The 22,827-nt window shown below is 64.8% G+C and carries 20 protein-coding genes; 14 read left to right on the top strand and 6 right to left on the bottom strand.

The window, feature by feature from the left end; translation table 11 throughout:
- Positions 1–156 precede the first annotated feature (156 nt).
- Positions 157–933 (top strand): thioredoxin family protein, encoded by a 777-nt coding sequence (locus K289_RS0127650; protein ID WP_027554479.1) that lies wholly within the window; start codon positions 157–159, stop codon positions 931–933.
- Between the two features lie 540 nt (positions 934–1,473).
- The gene (locus tag K289_RS0127655; protein WP_027554480.1) at positions 1,474–1,842 is read left to right on the top strand and encodes a DUF2794 domain-containing protein; all 369 of its coding nucleotides are present in this window, start codon (positions 1,474–1,476) and stop codon (positions 1,840–1,842) included.
- A 94-nt stretch (positions 1,843–1,936) separates the two neighbouring features.
- On the opposite strand, the gene K289_RS0127660 is transcribed toward K289_RS0127655, so the two are convergent.
- From K289_RS0127660 to K289_RS0127675, 4 genes are all read right to left on the bottom strand, one after another.
- Positions 1,937–2,467, bottom strand: coding sequence for a GNAT family N-acetyltransferase (locus tag K289_RS0127660; protein ID WP_027554481.1), 531 nt, complete (start codon positions 2,465–2,467; stop codon positions 1,937–1,939).
- A 227-nt stretch (positions 2,468–2,694) separates the two neighbouring features.
- A complete protein-coding gene (locus tag K289_RS0127665) occupies positions 2,695–3,486 on the bottom strand; it encodes a Bax inhibitor-1/YccA family protein (RefSeq protein WP_027554482.1) in 792 nt (263 codons plus the stop codon).
- 271 nt (positions 3,487–3,757) lie between these two features.
- Positions 3,758–6,328: an ABC transporter permease gene (locus K289_RS0127670; RefSeq protein WP_027554483.1), complete on the bottom strand. Its 2,571-nt coding sequence runs from the start codon at positions 6,326–6,328 to the stop codon at positions 3,758–3,760.
- Positions 6,325–7,047 (bottom strand): ABC transporter ATP-binding protein, encoded by a 723-nt coding sequence (locus K289_RS0127675; protein WP_027554484.1) that lies wholly within the window; start codon positions 7,045–7,047, stop codon positions 6,325–6,327. Before K289_RS0127675 ends, K289_RS0127670 begins: the two co-directional genes overlap by 4 nt.
- A gap of 55 nt (positions 7,048–7,102) precedes the next feature.
- Between K289_RS0127675 and K289_RS0127680 the strand changes: the two genes are divergently transcribed.
- The 12 genes from K289_RS0127680 (at position 7,103) to K289_RS0127735 (ending at position 21,096) form a co-directional block, all read left to right on the top strand.
- A complete protein-coding gene (locus tag K289_RS0127680; protein ID WP_027554485.1) occupies positions 7,103–7,738 on the top strand; it encodes an arylesterase in 636 nt (211 codons plus the stop codon).
- 169 nt (positions 7,739–7,907) lie between these two features.
- The gene (gene thpR, locus K289_RS0127685) at positions 7,908–8,444 is read left to right on the top strand and encodes an RNA 2',3'-cyclic phosphodiesterase (protein ID WP_027554486.1); all 537 of its coding nucleotides are present in this window, start codon (positions 7,908–7,910) and stop codon (positions 8,442–8,444) included.
- 104 nt (positions 8,445–8,548) lie between these two features.
- Entirely contained in the window at positions 8,549–9,736 is a 1,188-nt protein-coding gene (zapE, locus tag K289_RS0127690) for a cell division protein ZapE (protein ID WP_027554487.1), read from the top strand.
- Between the two features lie 279 nt (positions 9,737–10,015).
- Positions 10,016–10,984, top strand: coding sequence for a malate dehydrogenase (mdh, locus tag K289_RS0127695; RefSeq protein WP_027554488.1), 969 nt, complete (start codon positions 10,016–10,018; stop codon positions 10,982–10,984).
- 217 nt (positions 10,985–11,201) lie between these two features.
- The gene (gene sucC, locus K289_RS0127700) at positions 11,202–12,398 is read left to right on the top strand and encodes an ADP-forming succinate--CoA ligase subunit beta (protein WP_027554489.1); all 1,197 of its coding nucleotides are present in this window, start codon (positions 11,202–11,204) and stop codon (positions 12,396–12,398) included.
- Between the two features lie 4 nt (positions 12,399–12,402).
- Positions 12,403–12,882, top strand: coding sequence for a DUF1579 family protein (locus K289_RS0127705; protein ID WP_027554490.1), 480 nt, complete (start codon positions 12,403–12,405; stop codon positions 12,880–12,882).
- Positions 12,883–12,917: 35 nt separating this feature from the next.
- Positions 12,918–13,802, top strand: coding sequence for a succinate--CoA ligase subunit alpha (gene sucD, locus K289_RS0127710; RefSeq protein WP_027554491.1), 885 nt, complete (start codon positions 12,918–12,920; stop codon positions 13,800–13,802).
- A gap of 137 nt (positions 13,803–13,939) precedes the next feature.
- Positions 13,940–16,897, top strand: a complete 2,958-nt coding sequence (locus tag K289_RS0127715; RefSeq protein ID WP_027554492.1) for a 2-oxoglutarate dehydrogenase E1 component — start codon at positions 13,940–13,942, stop codon at positions 16,895–16,897.
- 150 nt (positions 16,898–17,047) lie between these two features.
- Positions 17,048–18,280 (top strand): 2-oxoglutarate dehydrogenase complex dihydrolipoyllysine-residue succinyltransferase, encoded by a 1,233-nt coding sequence (gene odhB / locus K289_RS0127720; protein ID WP_027554493.1) that lies wholly within the window; start codon positions 17,048–17,050, stop codon positions 18,278–18,280.
- Between the two features lie 51 nt (positions 18,281–18,331).
- A complete protein-coding gene (locus K289_RS0127725; RefSeq protein WP_156918218.1) occupies positions 18,332–19,093 on the top strand; it encodes an SDR family oxidoreductase in 762 nt (253 codons plus the stop codon).
- A 37-nt stretch (positions 19,094–19,130) separates the two neighbouring features.
- A complete protein-coding gene (lpdA, locus tag K289_RS0127730; protein ID WP_027554495.1) occupies positions 19,131–20,531 on the top strand; it encodes a dihydrolipoyl dehydrogenase in 1,401 nt (466 codons plus the stop codon).
- A 34-nt stretch (positions 20,532–20,565) separates the two neighbouring features.
- Positions 20,566–21,096 (top strand): hypothetical protein, encoded by a 531-nt coding sequence (locus K289_RS0127735; protein ID WP_027554496.1) that lies wholly within the window; start codon positions 20,566–20,568, stop codon positions 21,094–21,096.
- A 36-nt stretch (positions 21,097–21,132) separates the two neighbouring features.
- Here K289_RS0127735 and K289_RS0127740 read toward each other — a convergent pair whose 3' ends face one another.
- Positions 21,133–21,726, bottom strand: a complete 594-nt coding sequence (locus K289_RS0127740) for a DUF4337 domain-containing protein (protein ID WP_027554497.1) — start codon at positions 21,724–21,726, stop codon at positions 21,133–21,135.
- An 89-nt stretch (positions 21,727–21,815) separates the two neighbouring features.
- On the bottom strand, positions 21,816–22,781 hold the full coding sequence (locus tag K289_RS0127745) for a tyrosine recombinase XerC (RefSeq protein WP_027554498.1): 966 nt from the start codon (positions 22,779–22,781) through the stop codon (positions 21,816–21,818).
- Between the last annotated feature and the right edge of the window lie 46 nt (positions 22,782–22,827).

The following is a 22,827-nucleotide window of genomic DNA, read 5'->3' on the forward strand; positions in this document are numbered from 1 at the left end:
AAAAGGCCGCCTTCGCGCGTTTGCGGCACGCTTCAGATGGGCCCGCCCGGCGGAAAACTCCGCCTTGGTGGATCAATGTGCCGCGCCCCGTAAGATTACGGTGACCATCAAGCGATACGATTTTTCCCCCACGAGCTAGGATGTGCGACGTTCGACATGACTGGAATGATGGCTACTAATCAAATTTCACGCTGGTCTGGTGCATTCTGGTCGGGAGCACTCAGCGTCTGTGCCATCATCGCCATCATTCGTCCCGCCCACGCCGATCCCCGCGCCGTGGTCGAACTCTTCACCTCGCAGGGCTGCTCGTCCTGTCCGCCCGCCGACGCAATCATCGGCGAACTCTCCAAGGATCCCTCGATCATCGCGCTGAGCATGCCGATCGACTATTGGGATTATCTCGGCTGGAAGGACACGCTGGCGGATTCGCGCTTCTCCGCACGGCAGCGCGCTTATTCGCGCATGCGCGGCGACCGTGAGGTCTATACGCCGCAGGTCGTGGTCAACGGCTCGGCGCATGTCATCGGCAGCGATCTCGCCGGTATCGAAAGTGCGATCGGAAATACCACCAAGAATGAATCCGTCATGAGCGTGCCGGTAACGATGTCGCTGGCGGGCAAGCAGATCAACGTGTCGGTGGCGGCGAGCAAGGAGCCGGCGGTCTCGCACGGCGAGGTCTGGATCTGCTCGATCTCGAAGTCGGTGCCGATCGCGATCGGCCGCGGCGAGAATCGTGGGCAGCAGATTACCTACCACAACGTGGTCCGCAACGTGCTCAAGGTTGGCGACTGGAACGGCCGTCCGGAAAGCTGGACGGTGCCGATCGAGAACCTGACTCGCGACGGCGTCGACGGCGCGGTGGTCTACGTCCAGGACGGCAATCGCGAAAAGCCCGGTCCGATGCTGGGCGCGGCGTACACGTCGCTGCATTGAAGCGCGTAAATAGTTTCCGAAGATCTTCCCTTCGTCATTCCGGGGCGCGCCTCTTGGCGCGAGCCCGGAATCCATTTCTCATCTTGGAAAATTGGATCGATGGATTCCGGGCTCGCGCTTGGCGCGCCTCGGAATGACAGCGGGCACACATCCCGACCCGATACAAACAAAAAAGGACCAACTCGCGTTGGCCCTCCTTGTCGCGCGTACAGACCCGATCCTGACGACCCCGGGGGGCTGGGGGCTGAGGAATCCGGAACCGAAAGGACCGGGCCAACGCACATGAGTCTTTTCGCAATGCAGGGCGGCAGTCGCTAGGCGGAAAAGAGGCGAGACTATGATTCCTGCTAACGATCCCGTGACGGTTTGTCGCTGAGAAGTTCTACCATAGCGTGTGCCCTGATTCGCCCACGCTCTGGCGGGATTGGCCGGGAACCTCTTGCGGTAAGCAGCAGTTGGCGCAATCATGCAACTGTCATGATCCGCGGGTTCCCGCGACGGTTTCGCGGACGCGATCATGTTGTGCGACAGGAGGCGCCCATGAATCTGTCGGAGGATGCCGATCCGAGCGAGCAGCGCGCAGTGGCGCGTGTCGCCGCTGCGAATTCCCAAGGCAACCGGGTGACGTTCAACCGGCTGGAACTGCATCGCATCCTCAATCTCTACGGCCGCATGGTCGCCGACGGCGAATGGCGCGACTATGCCATCGACTTCCTCAAGGACCGGGCGGTGTTCTCGGTCTATCGCCGCGCCTCTGAAGTGCCGATCTATCGCATCGAGAAAGATCCGCGGCTGGCGCGCAAGCAGGGCATGTACAGTGTAATCTCGGCCACCGGCCTGATCCTGCGCCGCGGCCACGAGCTCGAGCGCGTGCTGCTGGTGATCGACCGCAAGCTGGCGGTCGTTTAGCTGCCGTAGGGTGGGCAAAGGCGCAACGCGCCGTGCCCTCCGCGACCGCTGCGGCAATCGTGGGCACGCTTCGCTTTGCCCACCCTACGAGGTCCTACTTGGTCGGTACCGTGCTGCCGCCCTCGCCGAGGTCGCGCTGCATCATCACGGTGTCCAGCCACCGGCCGAACTTCAGCCCGACATTGGGATGCGTGCCGATCATCCTGAAGCCGCCCCTGGTGTGGACCCCAATCGAGCCGGCGTTGGCGGAATCGCCGATCACGGCGATCATCTGGCGGAAGCCGCGCGCTTCGCATTCGGTGATCAGCCGCTCCAGCAGCAACAGGCCGATGCCGCGGCGGTGGAACGACGGATCGAGATAGATCGAGTTCTCGACCGTGAAGCGATAGGCCGGCCGCGGCCGGTAGGCGCCGGCATAGGCATAGCCGGCCACGCGTCCGTCGAGCATGGCGACGAAGTGGGGATAGCCCCCATCAATCAGCGCGCGATAGCGCCGCGTCATCTCGGCAAGGTCGGGCGGTTCCAGCTCGAACGTCGCCGTGCCCTCGCGGACGGCCTGCTGGTAGATGGCGGTGATGGCGGAAAGGTCGGCCTCAGTGGTGGGCCTGATCTCAGGTGCGGACATGAGGGTAGATTAAAGCGTTCCCGGAACCGCTGAAAGGGGCAATGCCGCGTTCACGTACTCCGTCATTGCGAGGAGCCCTTGCGACGAAGCAATCCAGAGCCCCTCCGCGGGCGCATTTCTGAATTGCTTCGCTGCGCTCGCAACGACGGTGTTTGGGGATGCAGTCAGCCCAAATAAAAACCCCGGCCTTTCGGCCGGGGTTCGTGTCGTTCGCTCGGGTCTACCGCTTAGTCGCGCTGGCCGAGCAGCTGCAGCAGCAGCGTGAACAGGTTGATGAAGTTCAGGTACAGCGACAGCGCACCGGTGATCGCCGCACGCTCTGCGATGTCACCGCCGGCCGACGCGTAGCCGTAGATGTAGTCGTTCTTCAGCCGCTGCGTATCCCAGGCGGTGAGGCCCGCGAACACAAGCACGCCGACCACCGACACGATGAACTGCAGCGCCGTGCTGGCCAGGAACAGGTTCACCAGGCTCGCGATGATGATGCCGATCAGGCCCATGAACAGGAACGAGCCCATCCCGGTCAGGTCACGACGCGTGGTGTAGCCGTAGAGGCTCAGCGCACCGAAGGTCGCCGCGGTGATGAAGAACACCCGCACGATCGAGGTGTGCGTGAACACCAGGAAGATCGAGGACAGCGAGATGCCCATCAGCGCCGAGAACACCCAGAACAGGATCTGGGCAGTCGAGGGGGCGAGGCGGTTGATGCCGGCCGAAATGACGAACACCATGGCGAGGGGCGCCAGCATGAACAGCCATTTCAGCGGGCTTACGAACATCGCGTAGCCGAACGGCGTCAGGAACAGCTTGCCGACGCGGACGGCTTCCGGCGTCGGAACGTCCGTCACGGCAGCCATGTAGACGCCGAGCGCGGCGAGGCCGGTGATGGCGAGGCCAATGCTCATGTAATTGTAGATGCGCAGCATGTAGGCGCGCAGACCGGCGTCGACCGCAGCGGCGTCAACACGCCCGGCGGCCCTGCCGAAAGGAGAAGCGTAGTTACGGTCTAGGTCCGACATGGTCGAATTCCCGTTGGTTGTCCGGTCCGGCACGAGGGTCTCCATGCCGCCGGTTCGTCAAATTCTATCTCGGATACCGCTGTCTGCCGACATTAAATTTGGCTAACAATCGGGGCTCCGAACCCATTGGATATGTGGGAAACTAACACATTCGCTGCAACCGTCCACGCGCGGCCGAATGTCGCCCTGGCCTCACAATCCTGACGAGCGGGCGTGGTTAATTGCAGGAATCGTGCGATTTGGATACCGCACGACCACCCGCTACATTTTGTCACAAATTCCGCAGCACCGTGGCGGGCTTCTTGTTCAACGCCAGCAGCGTGCCGGCGAGCCCCAGCCCGACCGTGACGACCAGCGCGGCCGCGACCACGCCGGCCGCGCTGCCGGCCTGCCAGACGAAGCTCAACGTCATCAGCCGCGTCACGATCATCCAGGCCGCGATGCTGCCGGCGAACACGCCGAACACCGCGGTGGCGAGCCCGATCAGGAGGTATTCCAGCGCATAGGCGCCGAGCAGCCGCAGCCGTGTCGCACCCAGTGTCTTCAGGATCACCGCATCGTAGACCCGGTGACGATGGCCGGCGGCGAGCGCGCCGCCCAGGACGAGGATCGCCGAGATCAGCGTCACGGCGCTGGCGCCGCGGATCGCCAGCGCGAGGTTGGTCACGACGGAACCGACCGTCTCCATCACCTCGCGCACGCGCACGCTCGTCACCATCGGATAGGCGTCCGCAACCTGCTTGATGATCTGGCCATCGCCTTTCGCATCGCCACCCGCTTCCGTCAGGGTCGCGATATGGGTGTGCGGCGCACCCTTGAAGGCGTTCGGCGAGAACACCAGGACGAAATTGATGCCGAGCCCCTGCCAGTCGATGGTGCGCAGATTGCCGATCCTGGCCGGGATGTCGCGGCCGAGCACGTTGACCACGACCTCATCGCCGATCTTCAAGGAGAGCCCGTCGGCGATCTTCTTCTCCATCGAGACCAGCGGCGGGCCGGAATAGTCGGCGCCCCACCACTCGCCCTCGACCACCTTGGAGCCCTTCGGCAGTTCCCCGGTATAGGTCAGGCCGCGGTCGCTTTGCAGCACCCATTCGGAATCGGTCGTGGGCTTGAGGTCCTCGGCGCGGACGCCGCGCGCCGCGACGATGCGCCCGCGCAGCATCGGCACGTCCTCGACCTTCGCGCCCGGTACAATCTGGTGGAGATAATCGTCGAACTGCGCGGCCTGCGTGCTCGGAATATCGATGAAGTAGAACGACGGCGCCCGGTCCGGCAGCGCGGCCAGGAACTGCCGGCGCAGATTGCCGTCGATCTGGGTGATGGTGACGAGCACGGCGAGGCCGAGCCCGAGCGACAGCACGACGGACGGCGTCAGTGCGCCCGGCCGGTGGATGTTGGCGATGGCAAGCCGCAGCATCGGTAGCCGCGTGCGCGGCAGCCGCCGCGCGATCGCCATCAGCAACGCGGCGATACCGCGCAGCAGCGCAAACACGACGACGGAGGAGAGCACGAACACCGCGGCGATGCGCTTGTCGAAGGACAGGCCGATCACGACCGCGACGAGCAGGGCGATCACCGCGCCCATGAAGGCGAGATAGCGCCAGCGCGGCCGGTGCCATTCGGCGCTGATGGTGTCGCGGAACAGCGCTGCGACCGGCACGTCATGCACGCGCCCGAGCGGCCACAGGCCGAAGGCGAGCGCGGTCAGCAGGCCGTAGACGAAGGACAGCGCCAGCTCGTCGGCGTGCACGGCCGGCACCACCGGCAGCGGCAGCAGTTTCCCGAACAGGCCGACGATGGCGAAAGGCATCGCGGCGCCCAGCGCCAGCCCGATCACCGAGCCGATCCCGGCAAGCAGGATCACCTGCGCGAGATAGATGCCGAACACGTCGCGGCCGGTGGCGCCGATGGCCTTGAAGGCCGCGATCACCTCGAGCTTGCGATCGATATGGCTCTTCACGGCATTGGCGACGCCGACGCCGCCGACCAGCAGCGCGGCAAGGCCGACCAGAGTGAGGAACTGCGTGAACCGGTTGATGTTGCGCTCGAGCTGCGGCGAGGCATTGGAGCGGCTGCGAATCTCCCAGCCGGCCTGCGGCGCGGCGTTGCGCGCGTCGTCGATGAAGGCCTCGGTGGCGCGATCGCTGTTGGCCGCGTCCGGCAGCTTCACCCGATAGACCCAGCGCACCAGGCTGCCGGGCTGGATCAGGCCGGTGGCGCGCAGGGCCGCCTCGCTGATCAGGAAGCGCGGGCCGAAGCCGATACCACCGGCAAGCTTGTCGGGCTCGGCCTCGACCGTGCTGCGGATCTGGAAGGTCGCCGCGCCAATGGTGACGCGGTCGCCGGTCTTGAGGGAGAGCCGCGCCAGCAGCGTCGGATCGGCGGCCGCGCCATACGCGCCGTCGCGCTCCGCAAGCAGATCGGACAGCGGCATCGGTGGCGCCAGCGTCAACTGGCCGAGCATGGGATAGGTGTCGTCGACCGCCTTCATCTCGACCAGTGCGAGCTTGCCCTCTGCCGAGCGCGCCATGCCGCGCAGCGTGGCCGCGACGGAGACGGTGCCGCGCGAGCGCAGGAACGCGACCTCCTCGGGTTTCGCCTCGCGCTGGAACAGCACGAAGGAGACGTCGCCGCCGAGCAGCGTGCGGCCCTCGCGCGCAAGACCGTCGCTGAGACTCGCCGAGACCGAGCCGACGCCGGCGATCGCCATCACGCCGAGCGCGATGCAGGCGATGAAGACGTAGAAGCCACGCAGGCCTCCGCGCAATTCGCGCAACGCGTAGCGCAGCGACAGCGCGGCACCATTGGGGGGCGCGAAACGTTCGGCTGCGGCGCTCATGCTGGCGAATGCTGCGTGTCGATGCGCCCGGAGCGCAGGCGGATCACGCGATCGCAGCGATGCGCGAGCGAGGAATCGTGCGTGACCAGCACCAGCGTCATGCCGCGCTCGGCATGCTTGGTGAAGAGCAGATCGACGATCTGCTTTCCGGTCGCCTCGTCGAGATTGCCGGTCGGCTCGTCGGCGACGAGGATCGCGGGATCGGGCGCCAGTGCGCGGGCGAGCGCGACACGCTGCTGCTCGCCGCCGGAGAGCTGCGACGGATAGTGATGCAGGCGGTCGCCGAGCCCGACTGACCGCAGCTCCTGCGCCGCGCGTGTCGCAGCGTCGGGATTACCCGCGAGTTCGAGCGGGACGGCAACGTTCTCCAGCGCCGTCATGGTCGGGATCAGATGAAAGGATTGGAAGACGATGCCGACCTCACGTCCGCGGAAGCGGGCGAGTGCATCCTCGTCGAGGGCATTGAAAGGCGTGCCGTTGACCACCACCTCTCCGCTATCAGGACGCTCCAACCCCGCCATGACCATCAGCAGCGTGGATTTGCCCGAGCCTGACGGGCCGATCAGGCCGATCGTCTCGCCCGAGGCGACGCGCAGGCTGATATCCTTGAGGATGTGAACGCGTGCCGCGCCCGTGCCCAATGAGAGATTGACGTTGGAGATGGCGATGGTGTCCGGCGCGGTGCCGGCGAGCGAAGAGGATTCGATGCGACTGTCCATGGTCCGGTCATATGGCAACTCCGCTCGCTCGGTCGAGAGGCGTTGCGGATTCTTCATGCACATAGCCGTGTTGATGGTCGCTTTGATGACGGTGGCAACCAGCGCCGCCGCGGACGCGGCCAAGCCGATCAGGCTCGTCGTCCTCGGCGATTCCTTGAGCGCCGGGCTCGGCCTGCCGGGCCAGGAGGCGTTCCCGGCAAGGCTCCAAAAAGCCTTGCAAGACAAAGGTGTAGGCGTCGACATGACGAATGCCGGGGTGTCCGGCGACACCTCCTCCGGGGGGCGTGACCGGCTCGACTGGTCGGTGCCAGAGGGAACCGAGGGCGTCATCATCGAGCTCGGCGCCAACGATGCGCTGCGCGGCATCGACCCTGACCTGACGCGGGCGGCGCTGAGCGACATCGTTGCGCGGCTGAAGGCGCGCAAGATCGCGGTGATGCTCTGCGGCATGCTGGCGCCGCCGAACTACGGCCCCGACTATGCCGCGCGCTTCAATTCGATTTATCCGGATCTGGCGAAGAAATTCGACGTGCCGCTCTATCCGTTCTTCCTCGAAGGCGTTGCGGCCGACGCCAAGCTCAACCAGGCCGACGGCATCCATCCGACCGCGGCCGGCGTCGACATCATCGTCAAGAATATGATGCCCACCGTGGAGGCATTCCTTGGCACGATAAGCGAGCAACGCCGTTGAAATGCAGGCAGCGCTAACCCTAATTCCCAGGGTTTTCCCGGGGTGGCACGCGTCGAGCTTCGCAGAGTCACACAACTGCGATAGGAATCAGGTTACCGGTGATTCGTCACCGGCTCTAATTCGGATATGGTCCTGCTCAGGGACTGTACCCAGCATCGGGAGATGAACGATGCCGCGTTTGTTCACGGGTCTGGAAATCCCGGCCGAGGTCGGCCACACGCTTTCCAATTTGCGGGGTGGCCTTCCTGGCGCCCGCTGGATCGATCCCGAAAATTATCACGTCACGTTGCGTTTCATCGGCGATATCGACGGCGCCTCCGCCAACGAGATCGCCTCGATGCTGTTTCGGGTCAACCGCAAACCGTTCGAGGTGAAGGTGCAGGGGCTGACGAGCTTCGGCGGCCGCAAGCCGCGCGCGGTCGTCGCCGCCATCGAGCCGAGCAGGCCGCTGATCGAGCTGCAGGCCGAGCTCGAGCGGATGATGCAGCGGATCGGTCTCGATCCCGAGGGCCGCAAATTCATTCCGCATGTCACGCTGGCGCGGCTGCACGACGCTTCGAGCCAGGACGTCGCCGACTATCTCTCGGTGCGCGGCTACTTCCCGAGCAAGATCTTCACCGCAGACCGCTTCGTGCTGTTCTCCTCGCGCGCTTCGACCGGCGGCGGCCCGTACGTGGTCGAGGATTCCTACGACCTTTGCGCGTGATCTCTTCCCTCTCCCCGCAAGGACGCGGAGAGGGAGAAAAAGCGCATACCTCTCGCACCAATTCTCGGCTTGCAATTTGCCGCCGTCTCTGGCGGTAAAGAGCCATGCTCTCCACTCCAAATTCATTGTTCCGCGCAGAATACCAGGCCGAGATCGCGTCCGGCGCGATCGAGCCGGATGCGGCGCAGGCCGAGGTTGCCGAGGCCTATGCGGCGCTGGACCAGCGGCTTGCGAACTACAAGCCTCAGCGCAAGCAGGGCCTGCTCGGCCGTCTGTTCAGAAACGGCGACAAGGACGAGGCGCCGCACGGCCTCTACGTCCATGGCGAGGTCGGCCGCGGCAAGACCATGCTGATGGACCTGTTCTTCCAGCACTCATCGGTCGAGCTCAAGCGGCGCGCGCATTTCCACGAGTTCATGGCAGACGTGCATGAGCGCATCTACGACTATCGCCAGAGTATTGCGCGCGGTGAGATCGCCGATGGCGACGTCATCGCGCTGACCGCGAATGCGATCTTCGAGGAGAGCTGGCTGCTCTGCTTCGACGAATTCCACGTCACCGACATCGCGGACGCGATGATCCTCGGCCGCCTGTTCGCAAAGCTGTTCGAGCTCGGCACGGTGGTAGTCGCGACCTCCAACGTCGCGCCCGACGATCTCTACAAGGGCGGCTTGAACCGCGCGCTGTTCCTGCCATTCATCGCGCAGATCACCGATCACATGGACGTGCTGCGGCTGGATGCACGCACCGACTTCAGGCTGGAAAAGCTCCAGGGCGTGCCGATGTGGCTGACGCCGGCGGATGGCGACGCGGACGCGGCGCTCAATCGCGCCTGGACCAAGATGACCGGCGGCGCCAAATGCAAATCGCGCGACATCTCGATCAAGGGCCGCATCCTGCACGTGCCGTGCTCGGCACACGGCGTGGCGCGGTTCTCGTTCGCCGATCTCTGCGAGAAGCCGCTCGGCGCGTCCGACTATCTTCGGCTCGCGCACGACTATCACACCATCCTGGTCGACCATATTCCAGTAATGGACTTCGCCCAGCGCAACGCCGCCAAGCGCTTCATCACGCTGATCGACACGCTCTACGACAATGCCGTGAAGCTGATGGCTTCGGCCGAAGCCAATCCGGTGTCGCTGTATCTGGCGAGCGAAGGCAACGAGGCCAACGAGTTCAAGCGGACCTCCTCGCGCCTGATCGAAATGAGCTCGGAATCCTATCTGGCGCTGCCTCACGGCCGCAAGGATTCCACCGCCAGCGGCTCCACCAAGGGGCTGGTGGAGACTTAAGTCCTATTTGCCAGCGCTGTCATTCCGGGGCGTCGCGACGGGACCGCGCAAAGCGCGGCCCGGGAGCGATGAGCCCGGAATCCATTCATCAGCGCGCTCTGTTGCCCGATGGATTCCGGGCTTTGCGCCGACGCGTGCCCCGGATGACGGGGCTGCGTGCCCCAGGCATCGGCAAGCCCGACAATTGAGCATCCGGCGACTTGAACGGGGGAGGCGAAAGGGATAACCACCCGTCTCAGTTTTCCCCTCCTCCTTCGGATGTCTAAAGGACAGGTTCACATGGCGCGCGACAAGATTGCTTTGATTGGCTCCGGCCAGATCGGCGGAACGTTGGCTCATCTCATCGGCCTGAAAGAGCTGGGCGACGTGGTGATGTTCGACATTGCCGAGGGCGTGCCGCAGGGCAAGGCGCTCGACATCGCGCAGTCCTCGCCGGTCGACGGCTTCGACGCGCACTACACCGGCGCCAACTCCTATGAGGCGCTCGACAACGCCAAGGTCTGCATCGTCACCGCCGGTGTGCCGCGCAAGCCCGGCATGAGCCGCGACGATCTCCTCTCCATCAACCTCAAGGTCATGGAGCAGGTCGGCGCCGGCATCAAGAAGTACGCTCCCGACGCCTTCGTCATCTGCATCACCAACCCGCTCGACGCGATGGTGTGGGCGTTGCAGAAGGCCTCGGGCCTGCCGCACAAGAAAGTCGTCGGCATGGCCGGCGTGCTGGATTCGGCGCGCTTCCGCTACTTCCTGGCCGATGAGTTCAACGTCTCGGTCGAGGACGTCACCGCCTTCGTGCTCGGCGGCCACGGCGACACCATGGTGCCGCTGGTGAAGTACTCCACCGTCGCCGGCATTCCGCTGCCCGACCTCGTCAAGATGGGCTGGACCTCGCAGACGCGCCTCGACGAGATCGTCGACCGCACCCGCAACGGCGGCGCCGAGATCGTCAACCTGCTCAAGACCGGCTCGGCCTTCTACGCTCCGGCCGCCTCGGCGATCGCGATGGCCGAGAGCTATCTGCGCGACAAGAAGCGCGTGCTGCCCTCCGCCGCCTACCTCAACGGCGAATACGGCGTGAAGGACATGTATGTCGGTGTGCCCGTCGTCATCGGCTCCAAGGGCGTCGAGCGGGTCGTCGAGATCGAGCTCGCCGGCAAAGACCGCGAGGCCTTCGACAAGTCGGTCGGCGCGGTGCAGGGTCTGGTCGATGCCTGCAAGAAGATCGCACCCGATCTTCTCGGCCGCTAAGGCAACAATCCCCGCCGAAGATCGAAAAACCGGTCTTCGGCGGTTTCATTTCCGGGGCCCGGCTGGGCGGGATCCGGGCAAGTCAGTGATTTCGCAGTCCAGAGATCTCGAACGTATTGAAGAATCCGGGTTGCAGTTCCTGTGGTATATGGTATGCCAGCCACAAGACTGAGGTGGGCCCATGGGGTCACCGCCCGCGGGTTCAGGGAGCGACGATATGAATATCCATGAGTACCAGGCCAAAGCGCTGCTGAACGAGTTCGGCGTGCCGATCTCCAAGGGCGTTCCTGTCCTGAAGGCCGCCGACGCCGAGGGCGCGGCCAAGGCCCTGCCGGGTCCGGTGTGGGTGGTGAAGAGCCAGATCCATGCCGGCGGCCGCGGCAAGGGCAAGTTCAAGGAAGCCTCAGCCGGCGACAAGGGCGGCGTCCGCATCGCCAAGTCGGCCGCCGAGGTTGCCGAGTACGCCAAGCAGATGCTGGGCGCCACGCTCGTGACCGTGCAGACCGGCCCTGCCGGCAAGCAGGTCAACCGCCTCTACATCGAGGATGGCTCCGACATCGACAAGGAATTCTACCTCTCGATCCTGGTCGACCGCGAGACCTCGCGCGTTTCGTTCGTGGTGTCGACCGAGGGCGGCGTCAACATCGAGGACGTCGCGCACAACACACCCGAGAAGATTGTCACCTTCTCGGTCGATCCGGCGACCGGCATCATGGGCCACCATGGCCGCACGGTTGCGAAAGCGCTGAACCTGTCCGGCGATCTCGCCAAGCAGGCCGAAAAGCTTACCGCGCAGCTCTACGCGGCCTTCGTCGCCAAGGACATGTCGATGCTGGAGATCAACCCGCTGGTCGTGACCAAGCAGGGCCAGCTCCGCGTGCTCGACGCCAAGGTGTCGTTCGACGACAACGCGCTGTTCCGTCATCCCGAGGTGCTCGCGCTGCGCGACGAGACCGAGGAGGATGCCAAGGAAATCGAGGCTTCCAAGTACGACCTCAACTACGTCGCGCTCGATGGCAACATCGGCTGCATGGTCAACGGCGCGGGTCTTGCCATGGCGACCATGGACATCATCAAGCTCTACGGCATGGCGCCGGCGAACTTCCTCGACGTCGGCGGCAGCGCCAGCGTTGAAAAGGTCGCGGCCGCCTTCAAGATCATCACCGCCGACCCGAACGTGAAGGGCATCCTCGTCAACATCTTCGGTGGTATCATGAAGTGCGACGTGATCGCCGAGGGCGTCACGGCTGCGGTGCGGCAGGTCGGTCTCACCGTGCCGCTGGTGGTTCGCCTCGAAGGCACCAACGTCGAGCTCGGCAAGAAGATCATCCGTGAATCCGGCCTGAACGTGGTGCCGGCCGACAATCTCGATGACGCCGCGCAGAAGATCGTGAAGGCCGTCAAGGGAGGCTAAGGCCATGACCCAAGACCATCTCGCCGCATCATCCCCGTTGCCGGAGCACGCGCGCCTTGCCGCGTTCGCCGGCGAATGGAATGGCGAGGAGATGGTCTTCCCGTCGCGCTGGACCGCCGGCGGGCCGGCGACCTCACGCACAGTGGCGCGCATGGATCTCAACGGCTTCTACCTGATCCAGGACAGCGTCCAGATGCGCGACGGCAAGCAGATCTTCGCCACCCACGGCATCTTCACCTACGATCGCGACGACCGGACCTACAAATTGTTCTGGTACGACTCGCTCGGCTACACGCCGCCCTCGCCCGCCTCCGGCGGGTGGGTCGGCAAGACCCTGACGCTGGTGCGTGGCTCGCTGCGCGGCAATGCGCGCCACGTCTACGAGATCATCGACGACAATTCCTACTCGTTGAAGATCCAGTTCTCGCCGGACGCGGAAGGTTGGGCCGACGTGCTCACCGGTGTCTATCGCCGCATCCACTGACCTCTCACTCTGTTAGTTTCGCGAAAGCAGACCTCATGTCCATCCTGATTGACAAGAACACCAAGGTCATCTGCCAGGGCTTCACCGGCAAGAACGGCACCTTCCACTCTGAAGCCGCGATGGCCTACGGCACCAAGATGGTCGGCGGCACTTCGCCGGGCAAAGGCGGCTCGACGCATCTGGGCCTGCCGGTGTTCGACACCGTGCGCGAGGCGCGCCAGAAGACCGGCGCGGATGCGTCCGTGATCTACGTGCCGCCGCCGGGCGCGGCGGATGCGATCTGCGAGGCCATCGACGCCGAGGTCCCGCTGATCGTCTGCATCACCGAGGGTATTCCGGTGATCGACATGGTCCGCGTGAAGCGCTCGCTGGCCGGCTCCAAGTCGCGCCTGATCGGACCGAACTGCCCGGGCGTCATGACCGCCGGCGAGTGCAAGATCGGCATCATGCCGGCCAACATCTTCAAGACCGGCAGCGTCGGCATCGTCTCCCGCTCCGGCACGCTGACTTATGAAGCCGTGTTCCAGACCTCCCAGGAAGGCCTCGGCCAGACCACCGCGGTCGGCATCGGCGGCGACCCGGTCAAGGGCACCGAGTTCATCGACGTGCTGGAGATGCTGCTCGCCGACCCCAAGACCGAATCGATCATCATGATCGGCGAGATCGGCGGTTCCGCCGAGGAGGACGCCGCTCAGTTCATCAAGGACGAGGCCAAGCGCGGCCGCAAGAAGCCGATGGTCGGCTTCATCGCCGGCGTGACCGCACCTCCCGGCCGCCGCATGGGCCATGCCGGTGCAATCATCTCCGGCGGCAAGGGCGACGCCAATTCCAAGACCGAAGCGATGAAATCGGCCGGAATCACCGTCTCTCCGTCGCCGGCCCGCCTCGGACATACGCTTGCCGAAAAATTGAAAGGCTAATTCAGTTCTTCGTGCTTTTCCGGGCGAAGTTTCGCAGCAAATAGGGTAAATGGTGCCTGTCGCGTCGAGCCTCTGCCGGGGAGCTCGACGCCAGCGCCGTTTGTTATGCGCGAACCGAAATCGCCAGGAACTCAAGTATGTCTCGCCAGGACGCGAACGCAGCCTTTGCCCTCTCTTCCTTTTTGCAGGGCACCAACGCCACCTACATCGACGAAATCTACGCCCGTTATGAGAAGGATCCGTCCTCGGTCGACGCCGAGTGGCAGGAGTTCTTCAAGAGCCTGAAGGACCAGCCCGACGACGTCCGCAGGAACGCCGAGGGTCCGTCCTGGGAGCGCGCCAACTGGCCGCTGACGCCGCAGGACGACCTGACCTCGGCGCTCGACGGCAACTGGGCGGAAGTCGAGAAGGCGATCGGCGGCAAGATTGCCGCCAAGGCTCAAGCCAAGGGCGCCGACCTCACCTCCGCCGACGTGCTTCAGGCGACGCGCGACTCCGTTCGCGCCCTGATGCTGATCCGCTCCTACCGCATGCGCGGCCACTTCCACGCCAAGCTCGATCCGCTCGGCATCGAGGCGCCGAAGAATCGCGAGGAACTCGACCCGCGCACCTACGGCTTCAGCGAAGCCGATTTCGACCGCAAGATCTTCCTCGATCACGTGCTCGGCCTCGAATACGGCACGCTGCGCGAGATCACCGCGATCTGCGAGCGCACCTACTGCCAGACGCTCGGCGTCGAGTTCATGCATATCAGCAATGCCGCGCAGAAGGCCTGGATCCAGGAGCGCATCGAGGGACCGGACAAGGAGATTTCGTTCACTCCCGAAGGTCGCCGCGCCATCCTGACGAAGCTGGTCGAAGCCGAAGGCTTCGAGAAGTTCTGCGACACCAAGTTCACCGGCACCAAGCGCTTCGGCCTCGACGGCGGCGAGTCGCTGATCCCCGCGCTCGAGCAGATCATCAAGCGCGGCGGCAATCTCGGCGTGAAGGAGATCGTGCTGGGCATGCCGCATCGCGGCCGTCTCAACGTGCTGACCCAGGTGATGGCCAAGGCGCACCGCGCGCTGTTCCACGAGTTCAAGGGCGGCTCGGCCAATCCCGACGCGGTCGAAGGCTCCGGCGACGTCAAGTACCATCTCGGCGCGTCCTCGGACCGCGAGTTCGACGGCAACCGCATCCATCTGTCGCTGACCGCGAACCCCTCGCATCTCGAGATCGTCGACCCCGTCGTGCTCGGCAAGGTCCGCGCCAAGCAGGACCAGCACGGCGATCCGCCGGACATGCGCATCTCGGTGATGCCGCTGTTGATGCATGGCGACGCCGCATTCGCCGGCCAGGGCGTGGTCGCGGAATGCTTCGGCCTGTCGGACCTGAAGGGCTACCGCACCGGCGGCTCCGTGCACTTCATCGTCAACAACCAGATCGGCTTCACCACCTATCCGCGTTACTCGCGCTCCTCGCCCTATCCGTCGGATGTGGCGAAGATGATCGACGCGCCGATCTTCCACGTGAACGGCGACGATCCGGAAGCCGTGGTGTTCGCGGCCAAGGTCGCGACCGAGTTCCGGCAGAAATTCCATAAGCCTGTCGTCATCGACATGTGGTGCTATCGCCGCTACGGCCACAATGAGGGCGACGAGCCGGCCTTCACGCAGCCGGTGATGTACAAGCGGATCGCGGCCCATCCCTCGACGCTCACGCTCTACTCCAAGCGCCTGATCGCCGAAGGCGTGGTGACGGAGGGTGAGGTCGACAAGCTCAAGGCCGACTGGCGCGCGCGGCTGGACGCCGAGTTCGAGGCCGGCACCTCCTACAAGCCGAACAAGGCCGACTGGCTCGACGGCAAGTGGTCCGGCTTCAAGATCGCCGACCAGGAAGAGGATGCGCGGCGCGGCGTCACCGGCGTCGATACCGCCGTGCTGAAGGACATCGGCCGCAAGATCACCAAGGTGCCGGACGGTTTTCGCGTTCACCGCACCATCCAGCGCTTCCTCGACAACCGCTCGAAGGCGATCGACGGCGGCAACGGCATCGACTGGGCGACCGGCGAGGCCCTGGCGTTCTGCTCGCTGCTGCTCGAAAACCACCATGTGCGTCTCTCCGGACAGGACTCCGAGCGTGGCACCTTCTCGCAGCGCCATTCGGTCCTGATCGACCAGGAGGACGAGAGCCGCTACACGCCGTTCAACCATCTCGGCACCGAGCAGGGCCATTACGAGGTCATCAACTCGCTGTTGTCCGAAGAGGCGGTGCTCGGCTTCGAGTACGGCTATTCGCTCGCCGAGCCGAACACGCTGACCCTCTGGGAAGCGCAGTTCGGCGACTTCGCCAACGGCGCGCAGGTCGTGTTCGACCAGTTCATCTCCTCGGGCGAGCGCAAATGGCTGCGCATGTCCGGCCTCGTCTGCCTCCTGCCGCACGGCTATGAGGGCCAGGGACCGGAGCACTCCTCGGCGCGTCTCGAGCGTTATTTGCAGATGTGCGCCGAAGACAACATGCAGGTGGTCTATCCGACAACGCCGGCGAACTACTTCCACGTGCTGCGGCGCCAGCTCCACCGCGAGATCCGCAAGCCGCTGATCCTGATGACGCCGAAGTCGCTGCTGCGCCACAAGCGTGCGGTGTCCCGGCTCGAGGAGCTCGCCAAGGGAACGACGTTCCACCGCATCCTCTATGATGACGCCCAGATGCTGCCGGACGAGCCGATCAAGCTCGTTCCGGACGAGAAAATCCGCCGCATCGTGCTCTGCTCCGGCAAGGTCTATTACGACCTCTACGAGGAGCGCGAGAAGCGTGGCATCGACGACATCTATCTGATGCGCGTCGAGCAGCTCTATCCGGTGCCGCTGAAGGCGCTGGTCGTCGAGCTGTCGCGCTTCAAGAAGGCGGAAGTGATCTGGTGCCAGGAAGAGCCGCGCAACATGGGTGCATGGCACTTCATCGAGCCTTATCTGGAATGGGTGCTGAACCAGGTGAACGGCGTGAGCCGGCGTCCGCGCTATGTCGGGCGCGCCGCTTCCGCCGCGACCGCCACTGGCCTGATGTCGAAGCACCAGGCGCAGCTGAAGGCGTTCCTGGACGAAGCATTGAGCTGAACTTTTTGAACCGAGTCATGCCCCGCGCAAGCGGGGCATCCAGTACGTCGTGACTGCGAACGTCCCGGCTCGCTGGATGGCCTGCTTTTCGCCGGCCGATGACGCCTGAAAATTCTCGACCGCATTGGCGATCTCCTTAAGGAAAAGACCATGACTGAAATTCGTGTGCCGACGCTCGGCGAATCCGTCACCGAGGCCACCATCGGCCGCTGGTTCAAGAAGGCCGGCGATCCCGTCGCCGTCGACGAGCCCTTGGTGGAGCTCGAGACCGACAAGGTCACCATCGAAGTCCCCGCGCCCTCCGCCGGCACGCTGAGCGAGATCATCGCCGCTGATGGTGCAACGGTTGCCGTCGGCGCGCTGCTCGGACAGATCACCGACGGTGCTGGCGCCGCGAAGCCGGCCGCCAAGTCCGCGGCTGCCCCGGCTGCCGCCGCAGCGGCTCCTGCTGCCCCGGCCGCGCCCAAGGCGCCGCCGGCCGATGCCCCGCTCGCCCCGTCAGTGCGCAAGCTCTCCGCAGAGACCGGCATCGATGCCTCGACCGTTCCGGGCTCGGGCAAGGACGGCCGCGTCACCAAGGGGGACATGCTCGCTGCGATCGAGCGTGCGGCTTCCGCGCCGACCCCGGTCAACCAGCCGGCTGCCGCCGTTCAGGTGCGCGCACCGTCGCCGGCCGATGACGCCGCGCGCGAAGAACGCGTCAAGATGACCCGCCTGCGCCAGACCATCGCGCGCCGTCTGAAGGACGTGCAGAACACCGCCGCGATGCTCACGACCTTCAACGAGGTCGACATGACCAACGTCATGGCGCTGCGTGCCCACTACAAGGATGCGTTCGAGAAGAAGCACGGCGCCAAGCTCGGCTTCATGGGCTTCTTCACCAAGGCCGTCGTGCAGGCGCTGAAGGACATTCCGGCCGTCAACGCCGAGATCGACGGCACCGACCTGATCTACAAGAACTACTACCACATCGGCGTCGCCGTCGGCACCGACAAGGGTCTCGTCGTGCCCGTCGTGCGCGACTGCGACCACAAGTCGATCTCCGACATCGAGAAGGGCATCGCCGATTTCGGTCGTCGCGCGCGTGACGGCCAGCTCAAGATCGACGAGATGCAGGGCGGCACCTTCACCATCACCAATGGCGGCATCTACGGCTCGCTGATGTCGACGCCGATCCTGAACGCGCCGCAGTCCGGCATCCTCGGCATGCACAAGATCCAGGAGCGGCCGATGGTCGTCGGCGGCAAGATCGAGGTCCGCCCGATGATGTATCTGGCGCTGTCCTATGATCACCGCGTGATCGACGGCAAGGAAGCCGTCACCTTCCTGGTCCGCGTCAAGGAGAGCCTGGAAGATCCGGCGCGCCTGGTGCTCGACCTCTGATCGCTGATGTCTTGAAGGCGCCGTCGCCTGCACAGGCGACGGCGTATGTACATGGAGGCGAACGTGACGGATAAGGTTGCGATCATCACCGGCGGCAGCCGCGGCATCGGGCGGGCGACCGCGATCGCCGCGGCCGCGCGCGGCTTTCGCGTCGTCATCGGCTATGCCAGCAACAAGCAGGCTGCCGACGAGGTGGTCGCCGAGATCGAGGCCCGCAACGGCAAGGCCATCGCGGTGAAATGCGATGTCGCCGAGGAAAGCGATATCCTCGAACTGTTCAAGGCGGCAGACAAGTTCGGCACGTTGGGTGCGCTCGTCAACAATGGCGGCATCGTCGGCAAGAGCGGCGTGCGCGTCGACGAGATGTCGGCCGAGCGCATCCAGCGCGTGATGGCCGTCAACGTCACCGGCTCCATCCTCTGCGCGCGCGAGGCGGTGAAGCGGATGTCGACCAAGCATGGCGGCAAGGGCGGCGTCATCGTCAATCTGTCGTCGGTCGCCGCCAAGCTCGGCGCGCCCAACACCTATGTCGACTATGCCGCCTCCAAGGGTGCGATCGATTCCTTCACTGTCGGCCTCGGCTATGAGGTCGCGGGCGAAGGCATCCGCGTTGCGGGCATCCGCCCCGGCCTGATCGACACCGAAATTCACGCCGCCGGCGGCGAGCCCGACCGCGCCCATCGTCTGGCCCATCTGGTGCCGATGAAGCGCGTCGGCACCGCCGAGGAAATCGCCAACGCCATCGTCTGGCTGATGTCGGACGATGCCTCCTACGTCACTAGCGCCATTCTCGACGTGTCCGGCGGACGCTGACACGTCTCCTCACGCTTAACCTACGGGACTTCCTCTCATGGCTACCTACGATCTCGTCGTCATCGGCACCGGACCGGGCGGTTATGTCTGCGCGGTGCGCGCAAGCCAGCTCGGCATGAAAGTCGCCGTGGTGGAAAAGAACCCCACCCTCGGCGGCACCTGCCTCAACGTCGGCTGCATGCCCTCCAAGGCGCTGCTGCACGCTTCCGAAATGTTCGAGGAGGCCGGGCATTCCTTCGCCAAGATGGGCGTGTCGGTCTCGGCGCCGAAGCTCGATCTGCCGTCGATGATGAACTTCAAGCAGCAGGGCATCGACGGCAACGTCAAGGGCGTCGAGTTCCTGATGAAGAAGAACAAGATCGATGTCTTGAAGGGCACCGGCAAGATCCTCGGCACCGGCAAGGTGGAAGTATCCGCCGACGGTAAGGCGCAAGTTGTGGAGACGAAGAACATCGTCATCGCCACCGGCTCGGACATCGCGCGGTTGAAGGGCGTCGAGATCGACGAGAAGCGCATCGTGTCGTCGACCGGCGCGCTGTCGCTGGAGAAGGTGCCAGGCAGGCTGCTCGTCATCGGCGCCGGCGTGATCGGGCTCGAGCTCGGCTCGGTGTGGCGCAGACTCGGGTCCGAAGTCATGGTCGTGGAATTCCTCGATCGCATCCTGCCCGGCATGGATGGTGAGATCGCCAAGCAATTCCAGCGCATCCTTGAAAAGCAGGGATTTGCATTCAAGCTGGGCTCGAAGGTCACCGGCGTCGAAGCGAACAGCAAGGCGTTGCTCGTGAAGATCGAACCGGCCGCCGGCGGCGCCGCCGAGACGATCGAGGCCGACGTCGTGCTGGTCTGCATCGGCCGCACGCCCTACACGGACGGTCTCGGCCTGAAGGAAGCCGGCGTCGCGCTCGACAATCGCGGCCGCGTGCAGATCGATCCGCACTTCGCCACCAGCCTCAAGGGCGTCTATGCCATCGGCGATGTCGTCGCAGGCCCGATGCTCGCGCACAAGGCCGAGGATGAAGGCGTTGCGGTTGCAGAGATCATCGCGGGCCAGGCGGGCCACGTGAACTACGACGTTATCCCAGGCGTCGTGTATACCACGCCGGAAGTGTCCGCCGTCGGCAAGACCGAGGAGGAATTGAAGCAGGCGGGCGTGGCTTATACCGTCGGCAAGTTTCCCTTTACCGCCAACGGCCGCTCGAAGGTCAATCAGACCACCGACGGCTTCGTGAAGATTCTCGCAGATGCGAAGACCGATCGTGTGCTCGGTGTGCACATTGTCGGCCGCGAAGCCGGTGAAATGATCCATGAAGCGGCCGTTCTCATGGAATTCGGCGGCAGCGCCGAAGATCTCGCCCGCACCTGCCACGCGCATCCGACCCGCTCGGAAGCCATCAAGGAAGCCGCGCTTGCAGTCGGCAAGCGGGCCATCCATATGTAGGCGACGCCCCGAGCCGAATCGGACGGGACAACACATGCTGCGCCGCCTACTTCAACCGGTCTGGGTCCTGCTGGCGATCATCTTCCTGATCGAAGCCTGGCTGTGGGACCACCTTGAGCCGATCGTCGCGCGGGTTGTCGCAGCGATCCCGCTTGCGCGATTCAAGCAATGGCTGACGGAGCGCGTCGATGCGCTGTCGCCGGCCATGACGCTGATCGTGTTTGCCGTGCCGGTCGTCCCGCTGTTTCCGCTCAAGCTTGTCGGGCTGTGGCTGCTCACGCACGACTATTGGTTCAGCGCGGCTTTCACGATCCTGTTCGCGAAGATGCTCGGCGTCGGCGTCACCGCCTTCGTCTTCGACGTGACGCGCGACAAGCTTCTCGAGATGCATTGGTTCGAGCGGCTCTATGAGCTCGTCCTGAAGCTGCGCGCCAAGGCTTCCGAGCTCGTCGACCCGATCAAGCGGCGCATCAAGGAGCTCATCACCGGCAACGGCGAAGGCTGGTCCTCGCGCACGCTCCGCCTGATCCAGCGTTTCCGCAAGAGCGTGCACGAAGCGCGCTGAGCGCCGAGCCGACGGTAGAGTTGGGTGCGACCGTACCTACCCGTGCAAATGCAACAGATGCGGCCACCACAGGCCGAGTGCGGTCATGACGAGGCCGGCGAGCGTGAGAATGCCGCTGACATAGGCGAGTGCGAACATGCCGGTGATGATGGTGGCCGACGCCAGCACGATGCCGATCTGGAAGGCTGCGGACGCAAGCTCGAAGTGGTGATATTTCGCAGACGCCTCGTCGCGCTCGTGCTCGGCGTGCTTGGCCTTCTCGGCGAGTTGCTCGGTGCCTTCGCCGGTCTCGGGCTCGGAGCGGTAGCGCGCCGCGGTCTTCTGCCAATCATCGATCTGCTTCTGCACCGCCGCCTTGGTGGCGTCATCGGCCGAAGACCCCAGCGTGAGCTTGCCCTGCTCGGCCGCGGTCTGCACCACGGTTCGGCGGATGCTCTTGGCCTGGAAGAAGGCCCAGAGGTTGGCGGCCTCGACGTTCTTGCTGATCGCTTCGGTCTGCGCGCCCTTGCCGAGCGTCTCCGAGATCGCAAGGAACAGTGCCAGCACCGCGATCAGAAGCGCGATCTTGCGGTTCTCGCCGGACGCGTGTTCGGCGTGCTCGGCATGCTCCATGCTTTCATGTGCGCTCATATTTCCCTCCTGGTGTCGCTCGCTACGATTGACCGAACAGCGAGAGCCGCGCAAGGGGCAAGCGCGTTATGACAGCCTCGTGTCAGCTTTCACCGCCGCGGATGCGCGCTGGCATAGACCTCGAGCAGGCGCTCGGAATCGATGCCGGTATAGACCTGCGTGGTCGAGAGCGAGGAATGGCCGAGCAATTCCTGGATCGCGCGCAAATCGCCGCCGCGTGACAGAAGATGCGTGGCGAAGGAATGCCGGAGCGCGTGCGGCGTCGCGCTGTCCGGCAGACCGAGCGCGCCGCGCAGCCGCTCCATCGCGAGCTGGATGATGCGCGGACTCAAGGGACCGCCGCGCGCGCCGACGAAGATCGGGCCCTCCGGCGGCAGGGAATGCGGGCACATCGCGACATATTCGTCGATCAGCGCCAGCACGTTCTGCAGCACCGGCACCATGCGGGTCTTGTTGCCCTTGCCGGTGACGACCAGCACGTCGCCTTCACCCGGCCGCGGCACCTCGCGGCGCTTCAGGCCGAGCGCTTCGGAGATGCGCAGGCCCGAGCCGTAGAGCAGCGCCATCACCGCTGCGTCGCGCACCAAAATCCAGGTCTCGCGCTCCTCGCCGGCGCGCTCGTCGGCGTCGGTGAGGCGCTTTGCGGACGCCATCGGCAGCGGCTTTGGCAGGCTCTTGGCCACCTTCGGCGCACGGATCGCCGACAGCGCCCCGACCTTGCCCTTGCCTTCGCGCTCGAGGAAGCGGCCGAAGGAGCGCAGGCCCGCCAGCGCCCGCATCAAGCTGCGGCCGGATACGTCGTCGGCGCGGCGCATCGCCATGAAGGCGCGGACGTCAGTTGCTTCGAGCGCGGCGAAGCGATCAAGCGTGACGCGCTCGCCCCAATGGCTGCAGAGGAAATCCAGGCACTGCCGCAAGTCGCGTGCATAGGCCTCCAGCGTCTTCGGCGACAGCCGCCGCTCGGCGCCGAGATGCGACAGCCAGCGCGCCATCTCCTGCGCGATCGACGCATCGGCGCTGGCAAGCTCGATTCTCGGGGCGGCGGCTTTGCTCATAAGGCCTGGATTTGGCTCTGGACGCGATGATTCCGCACAGTATATC

This window comes from Bradyrhizobium sp. Cp5.3 (assembly GCF_000426265.1).
In the GTDB taxonomy this organism is placed as follows: domain Bacteria; phylum Pseudomonadota; class Alphaproteobacteria; order Rhizobiales; family Xanthobacteraceae; genus Bradyrhizobium; species Bradyrhizobium neotropicale.